Genomic DNA, 20169 nt, shown 5'->3' on the forward strand with positions numbered 1-20169 from the left:
GTACGTATCAAAGCGTCTGGCTTGCCTTTATACTACCGCGCGGTTGTTTATAAACTGCCCAAACGACATTAAATGGGAAATCTCAGGTGAAGTTCGTAAAGTATTTATTGATTCTTGCAGTGTGTTGCATCTTGTTGGGTGCGGGCTCGATTTACGGTCTGTACAAATATATCGAGCCACAGCTGCCCGATGTGAATACGCTGAAAGATATCCGTTTGCAAACCCCAATGCAGATCTACAGTGCTGATGGCGAACTGATCGCTCAGTACGGTGAAAAACGTCGCATTCCGCTGACATTAGAGCAGATGCCGCCCGAGCTGATACAGGCGTTTGTCGCCACTGAAGACAGCCGTTTTTATGAGCATCACGGCGTTGACCCGTTGGGCATCTTCCGTGCGGTGAGCGTGGCGCTGGTATCCGGTCATGCGTCGCAGGGTGCAAGTACCATTACTCAGCAGCTGGCGCGTAACTTCTTCCTCAGCCCTGAGCGCACGCTGTTACGTAAAATCAAAGAGGCTTTTCTCGCTATTCGTATTGAGCAACTGCTGACGAAAGATGAAATTCTGGAACTTTATCTCAACAAAATTTATCTCGGCTATCGCGCTTACGGTGTGGGTGCGGCGGCACAGGTCTATTTTGGTAAGTCCGTTGACCAGCTGTCACTGAGCGAAATCGCGTTGATTGCGGGCCTGCCGAAAGCGCCTTCAACATTTAACCCGCTCTACTCGCCTGAGCGCGCCCTGTCGCGGCGCAATGTGGTGCTGGGCCGTATGCTTGATCAGCACTACATCACGCAGCAGGAGTACGATGAGACGCGTGCGATGCCGCTGGAAGCGCACTATCACGGTCCGGAGATTGCCTTTTCTGCGCCCTATCTGAGCGAAATGGTGCGTCAGGAGATGGTGAAGCGTTACGGTGAAAACGCCTATACCGATGGCTATAAGGTTTACACCACTGTGTCCCGTAAGCTGCAGCAGGCGGCGCAGGATGCCGTGCGTAACAATGTTATCGCTTACGACATGCGTCACGGCTATCGTGGCCCGACCCAGGTGCTGTGGCGGGTAGGTGAGCCTGCGCTGGGCACCACAGAAATCCTGAAGGCGCTGAAAGATCTGCCTGTTTATGGTCCGCTTTTCCCCGCCGTGGTAACCAGCGCAAACAGCAACGAAGCCACCGCCATTATGAAAGATGGCAGCAGCGTGGCGCTGACGCTGAACAGCGTACGCTGGGCGCGCGCCTATAAGTCCGACACCCTGCAGGGCCCGACGCCAAAAAGCGTGACTCAGGTGCTGCAGCCTGGCCAGCAGATCTGGGTACGCAAGGTTGACAACAACTGGTGGCTGGCTCAGGTACCTGACGTGAACTCGGCGCTGGTCTCGCTTAATCCTGAAGATGGTGCCGTGCGGGCGCTGGTCGGTGGTTTCGATTTCAGTCAGAGCATGTTTAACCGCGCCACCCAGGCGTTGCGTCAGGTGGGCTCAAACATCAAGCCGTTCCTCTATACCGCCGCTATGGATCGCGGCCTGACGCTGGCCTCCATTCTGAACGATGTGCCTATTTCGCGCTGGGATGCAGGTGCCGGTGCCGACTGGCGGCCAAAAAACTCACCCGCGGTATATGATGGCCCGATTCGTCTGCGCCAGGGGCTGGGACAGTCGAAGAACGTGGTGATGGTACGTGCGATGCGCGCCATGGGCGTCGATTACGCAGCGCAGTATCTGCAACGCTTCGGCTTCCCGGCGGCCAATATTGTTCGTACCGAATCGCTGGCGCTGGGCGCAGCTTCGTTTACCCCGATGCAGGTGGCGCGCGGCTATGCGGTCATGGCTAACGGCGGTTTCCTGATCGACCCTTACTTCATCAAAAGGATCGAGAATGAACAGGGTGACGTGGTATTCGAAGCGAAACCGAAAATTGCCTGTCCACAGTGCAATCTGCCAGTGGTCTATGGCGAGACACAAAAAGCGCTCTCTTTGAATGAAGAGAGTGTGGAGAACGTGGCGGTATCGGGCCAGGCGCCGAATCCGGCGGTTCCGCAGCCCGGACTGGCGCAGGTCAGCGCACAGCCAGAGCAGGAATATGCGCCGCACGTGATTAATACCCCGCTGGCGTTCCTGATTAAGAGCGCTCTGAACACCAATATTTTTGGCGAACCAGGCTGGCAGGGAACCGGCTGGCGTGCCGCGCGCGATTTAAAACGCAATGACATCGGCGGTAAAACCGGGACCACCAACAGTTCGCGCGATGCCTGGTTTTCTGGCTACGGCCCGGAAACTGTGACCTCGGTGTGGATTGGTTTTGACGATGCGCGACGTAATTTGGGCCGTAGCAGCGCCTCGGGCGCGATTAAAGATCAGATTTCCGGTTATGAGGGCGGCGCGAAAAGTGCCCAGCCTGCCTGGGATGATTACATGAAGGTGGCGCTGGATGGGATCCCTGAGCAGCCGCTCACACCGCCGGAAGGTGTTGTTACGGTCAATATCGATCGTCGTACCGGCAAACTGGCTAACGGCAGCGGCAATACCCGTCAGGAATATTTTATCGATGGCACGCAGCCGAAAGAGTATTCCGTACAGGATGTGGGCACCACCATTATGGATACCGGTGGCGAAAGTCAGGAGCTGTTCTGATATCACTGACCGGCATGAACCCTTTCCTGCCGGTCAGTCACGTGAAAAAAGCGATAGCGTAATATGGGATCTTCCTGAACACGCTATCGCTTTTTTATTTGTGGCTCGGTGGGTCAGCGGCAGGCGTTCCGATACGTCCTTTCGTTTGCTAAGCGCTGCGCTTCACACTTTTTTTCTGCAGCAGTTTAAACGGCAAAGAGATTCAAAATCTGTAATGTAAATAATAAAAGTGTTTTTCCCTGTAACCCATGGCCATACATTGATAATAATATGTCCAGTATGCATAAGATTCTTCAGTAAAATCAGTGGACTCCATAGCGCATTTCTCTAAGAGGTAATTTTCCCACTTATGCTTTTCTACAGGGGCAATGCGTTCAAAAAGTGACAACTGGCTGATTTCGGACTCTCTGGCATTGTCGACAAAAACTGTCCATGCTTCTTCATAACGCTTCTTTTCTTCATGCATCTTTTCATTCATGCATTCGCGGATTTCTGCGGAAATTCCCATATCGTAACATTCGGGATATGGACTTACCGTATTATCATCAGCAAATAAAGAAACAGGTAAAAAAGATAAAATTAAAATATTTATTTTCACTTTTATATCTCCAGCAGGAAGCCTATCCTGTCTCTAACTCGCTCATAACCCATGAATAATGGGTCGTTATTTATATAAATTATAACTTCCCTTCTTTTATTATTACTGCACGCCCCGGCGAATCCTAAATGCATTAATCCCTGAAACTGTACATCAATAAAGACCTCTTTGATTTTCACATCAACATCTTTCCATCGGACTTTATTTTTATTTTTTACTCTTCTTCTGTAATAAGATTCTGCAATCAAAACCTATTTTTGTTAACTATTTTCGCACAACCTGAGCTGATTTTCTTTACTGATAACCCCCATTTCCTTCCGATTATTCTTAGCAAACTTCAGCGCCGCACAATGTTTGAGCATCGTGCCATCCGCAATGTATCTCCTGTTCAGCCAGAATGCCATCCCGGATATAAAAACCCGCCGGATATAACTCACATAACTTCACGGGAAATTGTAATTACTGTAGTATTCTCCTTTCGCTTTATATTCCAGCGCCTGGCATTGATAGAACGTCAGCCAGTAACCATAGGAGTCAGGTAAATAACTCGAAGATTGCATTTCACATTTATTAAGCACATATTTTTCCCATAATCTTTTTTCTTTTTCTGCAGCCATTTTAAAACGGTGGGGTTGAAGGACTCCTGCATCACGGGAATTTTTTAAAAATGCCCTCCTGGCCTCTTCGTAACTTTTTTTCTCATCTGCATACTTCTGCGCTATACACCCCTGAGTTTCACCTGAAAGTTCCAACGCATAACAATCCCGGTAAGGCAAAGAAGTGACATCAATTTTCTGAGCATGTAATTCTGATGAAACCACTATAAAAACCAAATATAAAACAGCAATCCTCCTCATTCCTGCCCCCTGATTAAGTGAGGTATTCTTTTCCGGTGACTTTCATAACTAATAATTTTTTCATCATTTTCTATATAGCGGATAACCGCCAGCGGGTCATTACCACTGACCGTTTCTGCAAACTTTATCGACATTAACCCCTGATAGTAAACATCAATGAAAACATCCTTAATTCTTTCATTAAGATCTTCCCAACGGGTTTTATTTTTGTTTTTTACTCTGCGTCTGTAGAAATATTCTGCACGCAGAGCATATTCCCTGTAACTATTTTCGAATAATTTAAGCTGACTCTCTTTACTGATAACGCCAATTTCCTCCCGATTATTCTTAACAAACTTCATCGCCTCGCAATATCTTAGCGTCGCGCCATCGGCTATCTTTTTTGCCTGTTCGACCGGGATACCGGCGCGGATAAGGTCATTTAATACCTGAGGCCGGGTGCGGTTACCCATATCGTAGCCCCGGCCGATGGTGACGCCTGAACCGTCAGAAGCACACTGGCCTGCATTACCTGGGTAATGAATTTTCCGTGAGAAATGTCTGCTGTTAACGCGATCGTTACCTTCAGCTCTGAACGTCAGCAATCCTGCTTTGGGTTCCATATTTCAATTATCCCTGATTGAAATAACATAAAGACTGAATACGCTGCCATTATTCCCTGCACAGGAAACAAGACAGCAGAATGATATAATTATCTTTCCCGCACGAGAACAAATAACCAGGAATAAGAAATTATTTTTTATACGCAGTAAGCCAGCTAACTTTTAAAAAGAGAATTATTATTTAATAACTAAATAGCTTTATTTCGATTTAAAAGGGCGGCATGTGCGTCAGGAAGTCTCAGGGTAAAGCGCTAACCTGTTATACCGCCCGCACAAAAGCGGGCCTGGGGGCTTTTCATTTCTTAACAGCACGTCAGTGTGCCGTGCTGTTGTCAGCTCAGTAAGCGATCCTGCCCTGCTTCACCAGCCATTCGCGTACCAGAAACAGGGCGCTGACATTACGCGCTTCACGAAAATCGGGCTCTTCCAGCAACGCCAGCAGGTTATTCAGCGGCCAGCGGTGCACGATCAGCGGCTCAGGTTCATCCCCTTCCAGCTTCTCTTCATAAAGCCCTTCCGCTACCACAATATTCATTTTGCTGGAGAAATAAGACGGGGCCATGGTCAGTTTGCCCAGCGCCTCAAGCTCACGGGCACCGAAGCCCACCTCTTCCTTAAGTTCCCGCTCGGCAGCCTCAAAAACGCTCTCACCCGGATCAATGAGCCCCTTCGGGAAACCGAGTTCATAGGTCTCCAGCCCAACGGCATACTCCTGAATCAGCAGCAGATGATCGTCAATCACCGGGACAATCATTACCGCTTCGCGCTCCGAAGGTTTCATGCGCTCATAAACGCGACGCGCACCGTTGCTGAAAGCCAGATCGACCGCTTCAATAGTAAACAACCGGGAGCGAGCCACCGCTTCCACGTTGAGGATGTCGGGTTTTTTCAGAGTCGTTTTCATATCAGCCTCAAACTTAGCACAATCCTGTGATGCGATGACGCGCGGGGTAAACAGCATACAGAAGCATGCCTCATTGTACGACAGCCAGCGCGCTCTGCTAATACTGGCATAACTTTGCCTGTCAGCTCACAACTTCTTGTATTTCCAGGTATAAAAACAGTACAGTGTCAATAAAAAATGGCAAAATTAAGAATAGACCGATATTTAATTGAGAGATCGACAGGTAACCTTTCAACAAGGCTTGTTATGTTGCATTATAAAATTATGATTTTGCGCGCTATTTCATCCTTCGGCCAGCTTGCCAGGATTATTTGTCCCCGCCAAAATTGACCTCAACAAGTGGCGTCATCTGGAGTATGCGGTTAACGTGAAGGCGGTATTTTGGCTGGATTGAACAAAGCATGAGCACAATATTGATGATTCTGGCAGTTGTGCTGGCCGGTTCAATTCTGGCAGGCATCGGGTTCTGGTACGCTATGCGGCATCGTCCGCCGTTGGCGAAACCGCTGCCGTTTATCAGTCCTCCCCATCGCAAACTCACCAGCGAAGAGCGCAGCGCGGTAGAAAAATATGTCGCCACGCTCGGTAACAGCAGTAAAGTGCGTCGCGGCAAGGTCGCCGCACCCGGCGAAGCACAGCTCACCACGGAAAGTCTCGCGCTCACCTCCCAGAGTAATAATGTTTATCCCGTCACGCGTGCGATTACCCGCTATGGCCTTTCTACCGACGATCCACGTACCTGGCGCTACTATCTCGATGCGGTTGAAGTGCATTTGCCCCCTCTCTGGGAGCAGTACATCGCCGACGAAAACTATGTTGAGCTGATAAAAACGCAATCCATGCCGCTGGTGATCTCTCTGAATGGTCACTCGCTGGTGAACTATGCGGTGGAACAGCCGGCGCTGCCGCCACTGGTGCGTCCGCTGTCGACTAATGCCTCGATACGCAAAGAAGAGAGTGAAAACGTCGAGCTGCTACAGGTGCGCAAAGAGACGCCGGAAGAGTATGCCCTTTCCCGTCCTGACGGCACGCGTGAAGCGCTGACCATCAGTTTCGCATTCCTGCTGTTTTTTATCAGCCTGCTGGTGCCGGGTTCCATGATGGGCTGGCTGATGATGCTGGGTGCCGCCATGATTGGCGTCAGCCTGTGGTTTCTGTTCCGGTTTCCTGGCGAGAAAGGCCTGCGCGAGATCCATTGCCTGCGCGGCGCGCCGAAACGCTGGGGGCTGTTTGGCGAATCGAATCAGGGACAAAGCAATATTTCGCTCGGCATTATCGACCTGATCTACCCTCCGCACTGGCAACCTTACGTCGCCCATGACCTGGGCCAGGTGACCGATGTGGAGATCTACCTGAATCGGCAGGTTGTCCGTCAGGGACGTTTTCTGTCGTTGCAGGATGAAGTGCGTAATTTCCCGCTACAGCGCTGGCGTAAAAATGTGGTGCTGGCCTGTGGTTCGCTGCTGGTGCTGGCGCTGCTGATCAGCTGGATCCCCCTCAGCATGCCGCTCAAGCTGAGTCTCGCCTGGATAAAAGGCACTGAGAGCATTGAGGTAAACAGCGTCGAACAGCTGGCGGCGATGCCGTTAAATATTGGCGACAACCTGAAAGTAAACGGCACCGGCATGTGCTCAGTACCAGGCAACTACCAGAGCAACCGTAGCTATGCTTATATGCCTTTCGACTGCTCCGCCATCTACTGGAATAACGCGGCTCCCCTGCCCCAGCCGCAATCCGATATTATCGATAAAGCCTCAGCGCTGCTGTCGATCACCAATAAGCAACTGCACCCGGAAACCAATACCGATCCCAAGCTGAATCCGCAGCTGGCGTCGGCAATCCAGAAGTCAGGCATGATTCTGCTGGATGATTTCTCTGATCTGGTGCTGAAAACGCAGGATCTCTGTAATCAGCAGCAGGATTGCGTTCGCCTGAAAAACGCTCTGGTGAATCTCGGGAATGCCAAAGATTGGGATACGCTGGTCCAGCGCGCCGAATCGGGCCAGCTCAACGGGATGAATGTACTGCTGCGGCCGGTGAGCGCTGAGGCGCTGGAAAACCTGGTCAATACCGCTACATCGACCTTCTTCTTCCGGGAAACGCGCCGCGCGGCGGAAAATCTTAACAGTCCCCCACCTGGCGGCTTCCTGGTGATGAGCGATGAAGGTCATCAGCTGGTCAGTCAGCCGCAGCCAACGGTGTCGCTGTTTGATCTCGACGCGCCTGCGCAATGGAACGAACTTCAACGTATGGCCGGTATGTTGCTGCATACGCCCTTTGCAGCCCACGGCATCATTACCGGCCTTTCTACCGATGCCAATGGCACTCTGCATATTGCTCTGCATAATGAGCCTGATGCGCTGGCGCTGTGGCGTTATCTCGCCACCTCGCTGCTGCTGTTTGCGCTGATTGTCTGCACCCTGGCAAACGCGCTGCTGGCGCTGCGCCGTATCCATCGTAACCGCCTGCGTATGGCGGATATCCAGCAATATTACGACAAATGCTTTAACCATCATCTCGGCACTATGCAGAGCGTGCGCTCGTTATTCTGACCCTCAGGCATCTGTGCTACCCTGTCGCCCTCTTTTTGCCTGGGGGTTAACATGGCCGTGACGCTGAACTGGTCAGACATTGATACCGTGCTGCTCGATATGGACGGCACTCTGCTGGATCTCGCCTTTGACCGCCACTTCTGGCTGGAACATGTTCCCGAATCGCTGAGCCGCGCACGCGCCATTACGTTGGCGGAAGCGCACCAGCTGATTGCACAAAAGTATCAGGCCGTGGCGCATACGCTAAACTGGTATTGTCTGGACTATTGGTCGCAGGAACTGGCGCTGGACATTCGCGCCATGACGCGGGAAAAAGGCAGCCTTGCCGCATTGCGTGACGATACGCTGCCCTTTTTACAGGCACTGCGGCGCGCCGGTAAGCGCACCATCCTGCTGACCAATGCGCATCCTTATAACCTGGAAATCAAGCTGGCCGAGACCGGATTAGCGGCACACCTTGATTTATTGCTTTCTACCCATACCTTTGGCTATCCGAAAGAAGACCAACGTTTATGGCAGGCAGTGCAACAGCATACGGGTTTCGACAGCGCGCGTACCTTGTTTATCGATGACAGCGAACCAATTCTGGATGCCGCCCGACAGTGGGGTATCCGCTGGTGCCTGGGCGTCAGCAATCCCGACTCCGGTCGGCCTGATCAATCCTTTCTGCGCCATCAGGCTGTGCGGGATTATCGGCAGCTGAGCCATTCGTTGTCGTGAGTCAGGAGTAACCATGAAAGAGAAAATCAGCGAAGGCGTACGGCTCGACAAATGGCTCTGGGCCGCGCGCTTTTACAAAACCCGCGCCATCGCACGGGAAATGATTGAAGGCGGTAAGGTTCACTACAATGGCCAGCGCAGCAAACCCAGTAAACTGGTAGAGCTGGAGGCAGAGCTGACCTTACGCCAGGGTAATGACGAACGTACCGTCACCGTTATTGGCATCAGCGATCAGCGTCGTCCCGCCAGTGAAGCACAGCAGCTTTACAGCGAAACGGCAGCCAGTATCGAGAAACGGGAGAAGCTGGCGCAGGCGCGTAAGATGAATGCGCTTACCATGCCGCATCCCGATCGCCGCCCGGACAAAAAGGAGCGTCGCGACCTGATGAAATTTAAATTTTCGGGTGATGAATAACGCTTCGCCCCAACGAGAGAAACCTTATGTCTGTTCAAGATCAACTGCATCGTTACCTGTTTGAAAATGCCGCGGTTCGTGGTGAGCTGGTGAATGTGACCCAGACCTGGCGTGAAGTGATGAAAAATCACGACTATCCCGCCCCGGTACAACAGCTACTGGGCGAACTGCTGGTCGCCACCAGCCTGCTGACCGCCACCCTGAAGTTTGATGGTGATATTACCGTTCAGCTGCAGGGTGACGGCCCGCTGTCACTGGCGGTGATTAACGGCAATAACCGTCAGGAACTGCGCGGCGTCGCACGTGTTCAGGGCGAGATCGCGCCGGAAGCCAGCCTGAAAAATATGGTGGGCAACGGTTATCTGGTGATTACCATCTCTCCGGAGAAGGGTGAGCGCTATCAGGGCGTGGTAGGTCTGGAAGGCGAAACCCTGGCCGAATGCCTGGAAGATTATTTCATGCGCTCCGAACAGCTGCCTACCCGCCTGTTTATTCGCACCAGCGATAAAGGCGCGGCAGGCATTCTGCTGCAGGTATTGCCTGCGCAGGACACCAGCAAAGAAGATTTCAACCATCTGGCGACCCTGACCGACACCATCAAGACGGAAGAGCTGATCGAGCTGCCGGCAAACGATGTGCTGTGGCGTCTCTACCATCAGGAAGAGGCCACGGTTTACGATCCTCAGCCCGTCAGCTTTAAATGCACCTGTTCACGCGAGCGCTGCGGCGAAGTGCTGAAAACGCTGCCGCAGGAAGAGGTGGATGAAATCATTGCCGAAGATGGCGAAGTTGACATGCACTGTGACTACTGCGGTACGCACTACGTTTATGACGCGGTCGATATTGCGGCCATCCGTAACGACTCCGTCAATAACAGCGATCGTCTGCACTGATCCCTCCGGGCGGTTTCTGCCGCCCCTTTTGCCTTTCCTGGCACATATCAATAATTTCAATAGCAATTAACGTTTTTTGCACTGGCTCTCAGACCGTTTCTGGCGAAAATTGCGGCTTAGCGCGCCCGAGCTCGCATTTCCGGGGATGAATCCTTTCCCTGTCTGCTGAGAGGTGTACACTGCGCGCGATCGTGCTTCCGTTCAGGAATAAACGGGAATAATTATCACGATCGCTAATACTCATCGTCAGTGCAGCACAGATACCGATTAAAGGAGCAGTCACATGCGTGTTAACGGCCTGACTTCGCAAGACCTCGCCGCCCTGGGGATTATGGACACCACGGAAGTGGTCTATAACCCTGACTATGACACCCTGTTTCAGGAGGAAATCCGTCCTGAACTCGAGGGTTATGAGCGTGGCACCCTGACACAAAGCGGCGCGATAGCTGTCGATACCGGGATTTTTACCGGGCGCTCGCCAAAGGATAAATATATTGTTCGCGATGACACCACACGCGACACCCTGTGGTGGAACGATCAGGGAAAAGGGAAGAATGACAACCAGCCGCTGTCGCAGGAGACCTGGCAAGCGTTAAAGCAGTGCGTCACTCAGCAGCTTTCCGCTAAGCGCTTGTTTGTGGTCGATGCTTTCTGCGGCGCCAATCCGGATTCGCGCCTTAGCGTGCGCTTTATTACTGAAGTCGCCTGGCAGGCGCATTTCGTGAAGAATATGTTTATCCGCCCCGATGAGGCGGAACTGGCCAATTTTACGCCCGATTTTGTGGTGATGAACGCGGCGAAGTGCACCAATCCCCACTGGCAGGCGCAGGGGCTCCACTCAGAGAACTTTATCGCTTTTAACCTGACGGAACGTATCCAGCTGATTGGCGGCACCTGGTACGGTGGCGAAATGAAAAAAGGACTGTTCTCGGTGATGAACTACCTGCTGCCGCTGAAGGGTATCGCGTCTATGCACTGTTCGGCGAACGTGGGGAAAAAGGGCGATGTGGCGGTCTTTTTCGGCCTTTCCGGCACCGGCAAAACCACCCTCTCTACCGATCCCGAACGCCAGTTGATTGGTGACGATGAACACGGCTGGGATGATGACGGCGTGTTTAATTTTGAAGGTGGCTGCTACGCCAAAACTATCAAACTTTCCGCCCAGGCTGAGCCGGAAATTTACCGGGCGATCCGGCGTAATGCGTTGCTGGAAAACGTGGTGGTACGCGCCGATGGCAGCGTCGATTACGATGATGCCAGCAAAACGGAAAACACCCGCGTCTCCTATCCGATCGATCATATTGATAATATCGTCAGACCAGTTTCAAAGGCGGGCCACGCACAAAAAGTTATCTTCCTGACCGCCGATGCCTTTGGCGTCCTGCCGCCGGTTTCCCGCCTGACGCCGGAACAGACCCAGTATCACTTCCTGTCCGGCTTTACCGCTAAGCTGGCGGGCACCGAGCGCGGCATCACCGCCCCGACCCCGACCTTCTCCGCCTGTTTTGGCGCCGCTTTCCTGATGCTTCATCCGACACAGTACGCCGAAGTGCTGGTGAAACGCATGCAGGCGGCCGGGACGCAGGCTTATCTGGTGAACACCGGCTGGAACGGCAGCGGCAAGCGCATCTCGATCAAAGATACGCGCGCGATTATCAATGCCATTCTGGCCGGGGAACTGGACGAGGCGGAGGTTGAGACGCTACCCATTTTTGGTCTGCAATTCCCGCGCGTGCTGAATCAGGTGGATGCGGCCATACTCGACCCGCGCAACAGCTGGGAGAATGGCGAGCAATGGCAGGCAAAAGCGCGCGAGCTGGCGCAGCTTTTTATTGCTAACTTTGACAAGTACACCGATAACGCGGCAGGCGCCGCGCTGGTCAAAGCGGGCCCGCAGCTTTAAGCCTGCAGGCGTCATCCATCACCGGCACAGCGGCCGGTGATGGTGACGGCTTAAACCGCCGGGTTATGGCTGAGGGCGTGCGGGTGACCACTTTCCGGCACTGGCAGCCAGGCACGAATGCGCAGTCCGCCACGCTCACTCTCTCCTACCTCAAGCGAACCATGATGGGCATCAATAATGCGCTGCACAATTGCCAGCCCCAGACCGGTGCCGCTGGTACTGCGTGCGCTGTCGCCACGCACAAAGGGCTGAAACAGATGCTGCAGCTGATCCGGCCTGATACCGGGACCGTCATCCTCAACCTGGAACCAGGCGCGCTGCAGCTCAATCCCGCTGCTGACCTTGATCCAGCCGTTGCCGTAACGTGCCGCGTTTACCACCATATTGGCTGCGGCGCGTTTGATAGAGAGCGGATTGATATCGAGAAGAACCTCTTCCGGCATTATCGCGTTTTCGATTTCGCGTTCGTAACCGCTTTCGGCCGCCACCACTTCGCCCAGAATGCCGTTCAAGTCGGCGCGTTCGGTCTGTATCTCCTGACCGGTGCGCAGATAATCAATGAACTGTTCAATAATGGCGTTGCACTCTTCAATATCCTTATTGATCGACTCCGCGAGGTAACCGTCCTGCTCGCTCATCATTTCTGTGGCGAGTCGGATGCGCGTCAGTGGGGTGCGCAGATCGTGGCTGACGCCCGCCATCAGCAAGGTGCGGTCGTCCGCCAGCTGCTTCACGCCCGACGCCATCTGGTTAAAGGCGCGCGTCACTGAGCGGACTTCCGATGCGCCATACTCACGCAGCGGCGGCGGAATAATCCCCTTACCCACCTGCAGCGCAGCGTGCTCCAGATCCACCAGCGGTCGGTTCTGAATACGAATAAACAGCCAGGCGCCGCCAATCGCCAGCAGCATGATCGCCAGGGTATAGCGGAACAGCGGCGAAAAGTCGCCCTGATGGATTTCGGTCAGCGGTACGCGCACCCAGATATCGGGCGACAGCCAGGTTTTTAGCCAGACCACCGGCGAGTTCTTGTTAACCTCGACCCGGACATCGGTTGGCCCGCCCAGTTGTTGCGCCATCTGTTCACTGAGAAACTCATAATGTTGCGCCCAGCGCAGTCCGCTCTCCTCCGCCGCAGCGTTGGTATAGAGCGAAATGCCTAACTCCCGGTAAATCTCACGACGAAAAGCAGGCGGCACTTCCAGCTGCGTACCATCCTCCAGCTGCAGCCGATCGGTCATCAACATACGCACTTCATACGCCAGCACTTTATTGAACTGCTGCAGGCTGGGAAGAATGGCAAAGTTGAGCACCACCAGATAGGTCGTTACCAGGCTGACGAACAGCAAGGTAACGATCAGCAGCAAGGTGCGGGCAAAGGAACTACGCGGAGAGAAGCGCAGCCGCCTCATGCTTTACTGCCGTCCGGGACAAAGACATAACCCAGACCCCAGACGGTCTGAATGTAGCGCGGATGCGCGGGATCTTCTTCGACCATGCGACGCAGACGCGAAATCTGCACGTCGATCGAACGCTCCATCGCGCTGTACTCACGGCCACGCGCCAGGTTCATCAGTTTGTCACGGGAGAGCGGTTCGCGCGGATGGCTGACCAGCGCTTTCAGCACGGCGAATTCACCACTGGTCAGCGGCATCGGCTCATCTTCGCGGAACATTTCACGCGTGCCGAGATTCAGCTTAAATTTGCCAAACGCGATGACCGCCTCTTCCTGCGAGGGGGCGCCGGGCAGCTCATTGGCCTGACGGCGCAGCACGGCACGAATACGCGCCAGCAGTTCACGCGGGTTAAAAGGTTTCGGAATATAGTCATCGGCACCAATTTCCAGCCCAACGATGCGATCGACCTCTTCGCCTTTCGCTGTAACCATAATAATCGGCATAGGATTGCTCTGGCTGCGCAGACGACGGCAAATTGACAGACCATCTTCACCCGGCAACATCAGATCAAGCACCATCAGATGAAAGGATTCCCGGGTTAACAGACGATCCATTTGCTCGGCGTTGGCGACGCTACGCACCTGAAAGCCCTGTTCGGTCAGATAGCGTTCGAGCAGTGCACGCAAACGCATATCATCATCCACGACCAGGATTTTATAGTTCTCTTGCATTGTTAAACTCCCAAAGGCGCCATTGCCTGAGCCGCTATTGTTAAAAAAAGATGCTCTACAGTGACAGTCATTATTGGTTTATATTCTAGCCGAAATTGTTACAAAGCATATTAAACAGCAGCTTATCTTTTATTTTCAATGCGCCGCGCCGCCCTGCTGCTCCTTTTTTATACCACCACTTACCGTTACGGCTTATCTGAAATTCATCCCCTTTTTCTGCCGTTTTGTGGTGTGGTAATCGCACCAGCCAATAATAAGGCTGGAATTACAAAGGGTTATTATTACGCCCGCGCATGGGTACCAGAAGCGTTGCGCGCTACAGGCAGAATATCGCTTTTGTTGTGGTTAAATCAGGAGAAAAATCCCCTTTTCGACCTCTGCGCCTGCGTTGTCTCTCGGATTATACCCGGCCAGGCAATAATTGAGGCCAGATAAAAATAAAGCGTTAAAAATCAGCCGCTCACAGCCCCTTCCGCTACCAGCGGAAATCGCTCACACTGCAATCCATAGCCAATATTAATCAGCCGGGATGAGTGAAAAATGAAAAAAACGCTTTTGCTGTTGAGCGCTCTGGCGCTGATCAGCCTTAACCCTGTGCAGGCTGCCGACGTCACCGGTGAAGCTGCGGGCGCGCAGGCCGTCACTACGGCGCAGGGTAATTCACACGCTGTTGGCGTTGCCGCTGTTGGTGCGCTGCTGGGTATTGCGCTGGCCACCGCCAGTGGTGGTGGCAGCGGCACCTCCACGACCACAGCCACCATGCCGACAAAATAATATCTGACTGTTCTATCCCTGTTCCCTCTGTTGTTTGGTATGTCTGAATACCTTAATGTGATTGCCAGTTTCGCCACCGGGGAATAATGGATTCGGTTTTTAACTTTTTAAAAACCGGTTCCCCGACTTTTTTTCCACATTGAACTCCCCGGATTAATCCCCTTACACTAGCCCGCATCGCAATCTTCTGGTAACAGCAGAATGAAAACCAAACTCATTACCCGTGAAGGCTTTAATCAGCTGAAGGCGGAACTTGACCACCTCTGGCGCACAGAGCGTCCGGAAGTCACCAAAAAAGTCACCTGGGCGGCCAGCCTCGGCGACCGCAGCGAAAATGCCGACTACCAGTACAACAAAAAGCGTCTGCGTGAAATTGACCGTCGGGTGCGTTATCTGACCAAAAGTCTGGAAGAGCTGCGCATCGTCGATTATTCACCCCAGCAGGATGGCAAAATCTTTTTTGGCGCCTGGGTAGAGGTGGAGAACGAGGCAGGCGATATCAAGCGTTTCCGCATCGTGGGGTATGACGAGATTTTCGGTCGCAAAGATTACATCTCTATCGACTCGCCGATGGCGCGCGCACTGCTGAAAAAAGAGCCTGGCGATGCCGCCACGGTGCAAACGCCTGCAGGTCCGGCGCTCTGGTATGTGAATAAAATCAGCTATCAGGAATAGCCGTTCAGAATATCGCCTAAAGCCGCCCGCGCTGCTGGCATTTAGCGTCGCCAGTCCGTATAACTGTCCCCTGTTTCTTAACCCTGGGTAAGCCAAACAGTTACTGATATGAAAGTTCTGAGCCAGATTATTGCAAGTGAGCTTCAGGCGCGGGCAGAGCAAGTGGAAGCAGCCGTACGCCTGTTGGATGAAGGAAATACCGTCCCTTTTATCGCCCGTTACCGTAAAGAGGTCACAGGTGGACTGGATGATACCCAACTGCGCCAGCTGGAAAGCCGCCTCGGCTATCTGCGCGAACTGGAAGAGCGCCGACAGTCGATACTGAAATCTATCGCTGAACAGGGCAAACTCACCGACGATCTCGCCAGCGCCATTAACAACACCCTCAGTAAGACCGAACTCGAAGATCTCTATCTCCCTTACAAGCCCAAACGCCGTACCCGTGGTCAGATCGCAATTGAAGCGGGGCTGGCACCCCTGGCAGATACGCTGTGGCAGGACCCGTCGCAGGATCCGGAACAGCTTGCCGCCGCGTATGTTGATGCCGACAAAGGGGTGGCGGACGTACGCGCCGCACTGGACGGGGCGCGCTATATTCTGATGGAACGTTTCGCCGAAGATGCCGCGCTGCTGGCGAAAGTGCGCGATTACCTGTGGAAAAACGCCCATCTGGTGTCGCGCGTAGTAGAAGGCAAAGAGGAAGAAGGGGCGAAGTTCCGCGACTACTTTGATCACCATGAACCGCTCTCCAGCGTACCTTCACACCGCGCGCTGGCGATGTTTCGCGGCCGCAACGAAGGTATTTTGCAGCTTTCCCTGAATCCCGATCCGCAGTATGACGAAGCCCCGCGGGAAAGTTATGGCGAAACCCTGATCGCCGATCACCTGAATCTGCGCCTGAATAACGCCCCGGCAGACAGCTGGCGCAAGGCGGTAGTGAGCTGGACCTGGCGCATTAAAGTGCTGCTGCACCTGGAAACCGAGCTGATGGGTACGCTGCGTGAGCGCGCCGAAGATGAAGCGATTAACGTCTTTGCCCGCAACCTGCACGACCTGCTGATGGCGGCTCCGGCAGGCATGCGTGCCACCATGGGCCTCGATCCCGGCTTGCGTACCGGCGTTAAAGTGGCGGTGGTTGATGCCACCGGCAAGCTGGTCGCCACCGATACCATCTATCCTCATACCGGCCAGGCGGCGAAAGCAGCCACGGTCATCGCCGCGCTGTGCGCGAAGTATCAGGTGGAACTGGTCGCCATCGGTAACGGTACCGCTTCGCGCGAGACCGAACGCTTCTTCCTGGAAGTGCAAAAGCAGTATCCGCAGATTAGCGCGCAGAAAGTGATCGTCAGCGAAGCGGGGGCATCAGTCTATTCCGCGTCAGAACTGGCGGCGCAGGAGTTCCCCGATCTTGATGTATCGCTGCGCGGGGCGGTCTCTATCGCGCGTCGTCTGCAGGATCCACTGGCGGAACTGGTGAAAATCGATCCGAAATCGATCGGCGTAGGCCAGTACCAGCACGATGTCAGTCAGAGTCAGCTGGCGAAGAAGCTGGACGCGGTCGTTGAAGACTGTGTGAACGCCGTTGGCGTTGATCTGAATACCGCTTCTGTTGCCCTGCTGACACGCGTAGCGGGCCTGACGCGCATGATGGCGCAGAATATTGTCAGCTGGCGTGATGAAAATGGCCGCTTCCGCAGCCGCCAGCAGCTGCTGAAAGTCAGCCGCCTCGGGCCGAAAGCCTTTGAGCAGTGCGCCGGCTTCCTGCGTATCAACCACGGCGATAATCCGCTGGATGCCTCAACGGTGCACCCGGAAGCCTATCCGGTGGTGGAGCGTATTCTGGCCGCCACCGAACAGGCGCTGGAGGCGCTGATGGGTAACCCCGCCAGTCTGCGCAACCTGAAAGCTGTCGATTTCACTGACGAACGCTTTGGTCTGCCGACCGTCACTGACATCCTGAAAGAGCTGGAGAAGCCGGGTCGCGATCCGCGTCCGGAATTCAAAACCGCCCGCTTTGCCGAAGGGGTGGAAACCCTGAACGATCTGCAGCCCGGCATGGTGCTGGAAGGCGCGGTCACCAACGTGACCAACTTTGGCGCCTTTGTTGATATCGGCGTACATCAGGATGGTCTGGTGCATATTTCCTCGCTGTCCGACAAATTCGTCGAAGATGCACATCAGGTCGTGAAAGCGGGCGATATCGTGCAGGTGAAAGTACTGGAGGTGGATCTGCAGCGCAAGCGTATCGCACTGACCATGCGTCTGGATGAGCAGCCTGGCGACACCGCTTCCCGTGCAGGCGGCAGCAAACCGGCTACACGTGATAAGGCCCGTCCCGCCCCTGGCAAAGGCCGTGCGCGTGGCAACAGCCCGCAGCCAGGCAACAGCGCCATGGGCGATGCGCTGGCTGCCGCCTTTGGCAAGAAAAACTAAGTCTGTCTGACCACGCCCTTCCCGCTTTTGGGAAGGGCGTAAAGTTGCTATTTCCCAACGGGAGGCTACGCTGAGAATCAGCCTGTATAAAAAATAACACCTGCCGTGGCCCATCAGAAATATGGAAATTATCAATGCATTAATCGATAAGATTTACGCGGGTTCGTTTCCTCTCGCCGCGCGCGAAAGATTGCTCTCTCATATCCGCGCCGCGCGCGATACGGTAAAAATGCCGCGCAAGCCGCACTGGGATGAGAAGGATGTGGTGCTTATCACCTATGCCGATCAGTTTCGCGAAAGTGAAGCCCCTACCCTGAAAACCTTCTCACGCTTTTATCAGCAGCATCTGCAGTCGACCTTTAACATTGTCCACCTGCTACCTTTTTTTCCCTGGTCATCCGACGATGGCTTCTCAGTTATTGATTACCATCAGGTCAACCCGATCTGCGGCGACTGGCAGGATATTGCCGAGCTCCACACCCATACGCGCCTGATGTTTGATTTCGTCTGTAATCACATCTCTGCCAGCAGCCTCTGGTTCCGCCATTTTCTCGCCCAGGATGCGGGCTGGGACGACTTTTTTATCAGCATGCCGCCCGCCACCGATCTCAGCCAGGTTACCCGACCACGCACTTCTCCGCTACTGACGCCCCGGGAGCTGGCAAACGGCGAAACGCGGTTTATCTGGACCACCTTCAGTGCCGATCAGATCGACCTCAATTTCGCCAGTCCCGATGTGCTGATTGCGATGGTTAATGTACTGCTCGATTATCTGAAGAAAGGGGCGGACTATGTGCGGCTTGATGCCGTGGGTTATATGTGGAAAATCCCTGGCACCAGCTGCATCCATCTGGAACAAACGCATCAGCTGGTGAAACTGTTCCGCGCTATTGCCGATGTGGTGGCGCCGGGTACGGTGATCATTACCGAGACCAATGTGCCCCATAAGGACAATATCAGCTACTTCGGCAACGGTCAGGATGAAGCCCAGATGGTTTATCAGTTTTCACTGCCGCCGCTGGTGTTACATGCCATCCATTCCGGTTCGGGGCGTGCACTGCGCCAGTGGGCAGCCTCGCTGGAGCACGGTAACGGCTCGACCACCTTTTTCAATTTCCTCGCCTCCCATGATGGCATCGGGCTGAACCCGGTACGCGGCATTCTGTCGGAGCCAGAGATTGTGGCGCTGGTGCGCAACCTGGCACTGGAGGGGGCGCTGGTTTCCTATAAAAAGAATCCCGACGGCACCACCAGCCCGTATGAGGTGAATGTCACTTACCTGGACGCCCTGAGTAAACAGGAAGATGATGATGAGACGCGCCTGCGCCGTTTCCTGCTGGCGCACGCCATTCTGCTCGCCTTTCCCGGCGTCCCGGCGGTCTACATTCAGAGCATCCTGGGCGGGCGGAATGATCGTGAGGGGGTGCGCGCTGCGGGTCATAACCGGGCCATCAACCGGGAAAAATATGCCCTGCGCACCATCGAACAGGCGCTGGCGGGAGGAGACTGGCTGCGTCAGCAGATCTTTAACCGTTTGAGCGCGCTGATCCAGCTGCGTACGCGTCAGCCTGCCTTTCATCCGGACAATCTGATGACGCTGTTTGACAGCGACAATGCGCTGCTGATTTTCCGACGTCACCCGTCAGGTAGCGAGGAGGGGCTGCTCTGCGTCTTTAATCTCAGTCACCGTCAGATTGAAGCCTCTCTGCCGGAAGCTGCTCTGTTTTATGATGTGGTAAGCGGCGCGCGGGTAGATGGCACCCAGCCGGTCAGACTGGATGCCTGGCAATTTATGTGGCTGCGCCGCTGACTATTTGTAGACATCTGCCGTCGCGCTGAAGCGGCCATGCTCACGACCGGCGATCACCAGAAAGTAGCGTCCCCCCTTCTCATCCGCCAGCTTCGACAGCTCTTGCTTCGCATCCATCGGCGAAGTGGTCTCCGCCGTGGTGTTTACACTGCCGATTTTTTCCAGATTCATTTTCTGCACATCTTCTTTGGTCACTTCCTGGGCGGCCAGGGCAGAAAAAGAGACGGCGCAAAGCAGCGACGCGATAACGCGTTTCGTTACATTCATACAGAACC

17 protein-coding genes are annotated in these 20169 nt (G+C 54.0%); 10 read left to right on the plus strand and 7 right to left on the minus strand.

Annotated elements, in window-relative coordinates; translation table 11 throughout:
* Positions 1–86 precede the first annotated feature (86 nt).
* Positions 87–2630, plus strand: a complete 2544-nt coding sequence (gene mrcA / locus E0E17_RS05675; RefSeq protein WP_130832314.1) for a peptidoglycan glycosyltransferase/peptidoglycan DD-transpeptidase MrcA — start codon at positions 87–89, stop codon at positions 2628–2630.
* 202 nt (positions 2631–2832) lie between these two features.
* Here the strand turns inward: mrcA and E0E17_RS05680 are convergent, their stop codons facing one another.
* The 4 genes from E0E17_RS05680 to nudE form a co-directional block, all read right to left on the minus strand.
* Entirely contained in the window at positions 2833–3228 is a 396-nt protein-coding gene (locus tag E0E17_RS05680) for a hypothetical protein (RefSeq protein WP_130832316.1), read from the minus strand.
* Between the two features lie 443 nt (positions 3229–3671).
* Positions 3672–4085: a DUF1311 domain-containing protein gene (locus tag E0E17_RS05685; protein ID WP_130832318.1), complete on the minus strand. Its 414-nt coding sequence runs from the start codon at positions 4083–4085 to the stop codon at positions 3672–3674.
* Positions 4082–4687 (minus strand): pesticin C-terminus-like muramidase, encoded by a 606-nt coding sequence (locus E0E17_RS05690; RefSeq protein ID WP_130832320.1) that lies wholly within the window; start codon positions 4685–4687, stop codon positions 4082–4084. Before E0E17_RS05690 ends, E0E17_RS05685 begins: the two co-directional genes overlap by 4 nt.
* A gap of 337 nt (positions 4688–5024) precedes the next feature.
* Positions 5025–5591 (minus strand): ADP compounds hydrolase NudE, encoded by a 567-nt coding sequence (gene nudE, locus E0E17_RS05695; protein WP_130832322.1) that lies wholly within the window; start codon positions 5589–5591, stop codon positions 5025–5027.
* A gap of 401 nt (positions 5592–5992) precedes the next feature.
* On the opposite strand from nudE, the gene E0E17_RS05700 reads away from it, so the two are divergent.
* From E0E17_RS05700 to pckA, 5 genes are all read left to right on the plus strand, one after another.
* Positions 5993–8143: an intracellular growth attenuator family protein gene (locus E0E17_RS05700; RefSeq protein WP_130832324.1), complete on the plus strand. Its 2151-nt coding sequence runs from the start codon at positions 5993–5995 to the stop codon at positions 8141–8143.
* Between the two features lie 51 nt (positions 8144–8194).
* Positions 8195–8863, plus strand: coding sequence for a GMP/IMP nucleotidase (gene yrfG, locus E0E17_RS05705; protein WP_130832326.1), 669 nt, complete (start codon positions 8195–8197; stop codon positions 8861–8863).
* A gap of 13 nt (positions 8864–8876) precedes the next feature.
* Positions 8877–9278: a ribosome-associated heat shock protein Hsp15 gene (hslR, locus tag E0E17_RS05710; RefSeq protein ID WP_130832328.1), complete on the plus strand. Its 402-nt coding sequence runs from the start codon at positions 8877–8879 to the stop codon at positions 9276–9278.
* Positions 9279–9304: 26 nt separating this feature from the next.
* Entirely contained in the window at positions 9305–10171 is an 867-nt protein-coding gene (gene hslO, locus E0E17_RS05715) for an Hsp33 family molecular chaperone HslO (RefSeq protein WP_130832330.1), read from the plus strand.
* Positions 10172–10454: 283 nt separating this feature from the next.
* Positions 10455–12074, plus strand: coding sequence for a phosphoenolpyruvate carboxykinase (ATP) (pckA, locus tag E0E17_RS05720; RefSeq protein ID WP_130832332.1), 1620 nt, complete (start codon positions 10455–10457; stop codon positions 12072–12074).
* Positions 12075–12124: 50 nt separating this feature from the next.
* Here the strand turns inward: pckA and envZ are convergent, their stop codons facing one another.
* Both envZ and ompR read right to left on the minus strand, forming a co-directional pair.
* Positions 12125–13486: a two-component system sensor histidine kinase EnvZ gene (gene envZ / locus E0E17_RS05725; protein ID WP_130832335.1), complete on the minus strand. Its 1362-nt coding sequence runs from the start codon at positions 13484–13486 to the stop codon at positions 12125–12127.
* Entirely contained in the window at positions 13483–14202 is a 720-nt protein-coding gene (gene ompR, locus E0E17_RS05730) for an osmolarity response regulator transcription factor OmpR (protein WP_001157751.1), read from the minus strand. Before ompR ends, envZ begins: the two co-directional genes overlap by 4 nt.
* Positions 14203–14742: 540 nt before the next feature.
* On the opposite strand from ompR, the gene yjbE reads away from it, so the two are divergent.
* The 4 genes from yjbE (at position 14743) to E0E17_RS05750 (ending at position 19894) form a co-directional block, all read left to right on the plus strand.
* A complete protein-coding gene (gene yjbE, locus E0E17_RS05735) occupies positions 14743–14976 on the plus strand; it encodes an exopolysaccharide production protein YjbE (RefSeq protein ID WP_130832337.1) in 234 nt (77 codons plus the stop codon).
* 201 nt (positions 14977–15177) lie between these two features.
* The gene (greB, locus tag E0E17_RS05740) at positions 15178–15651 is read left to right on the plus strand and encodes a transcription elongation factor GreB (RefSeq protein WP_130832339.1); all 474 of its coding nucleotides are present in this window, start codon (positions 15178–15180) and stop codon (positions 15649–15651) included.
* Between the two features lie 108 nt (positions 15652–15759).
* A complete protein-coding gene (locus E0E17_RS05745) occupies positions 15760–18084 on the plus strand; it encodes a Tex family protein (RefSeq protein ID WP_130832341.1) in 2325 nt (774 codons plus the stop codon).
* Positions 18085–18205: 121 nt separating this feature from the next.
* Complete coding sequence (locus E0E17_RS05750) at positions 18206–19894, plus strand: sugar phosphorylase (protein ID WP_130832343.1); 1689 nt, start codon at positions 18206–18208, stop codon at positions 19892–19894.
* Here the strand turns inward: E0E17_RS05750 and E0E17_RS05755 are convergent, their stop codons facing one another.
* Entirely contained in the window at positions 19895–20161 is a 267-nt protein-coding gene (locus tag E0E17_RS05755) for a YdgH/BhsA/McbA-like domain containing protein (RefSeq protein ID WP_130832345.1), read from the minus strand.
* Positions 20162–20169: the final 8 nt, after the last annotated feature.

It is taken from the genome of [Erwinia] mediterraneensis (assembly GCF_900604315.1).
Taxonomy (GTDB): Bacteria; Pseudomonadota; Gammaproteobacteria; order Enterobacterales; family Enterobacteriaceae; genus Pantoea; species Pantoea mediterraneensis_A.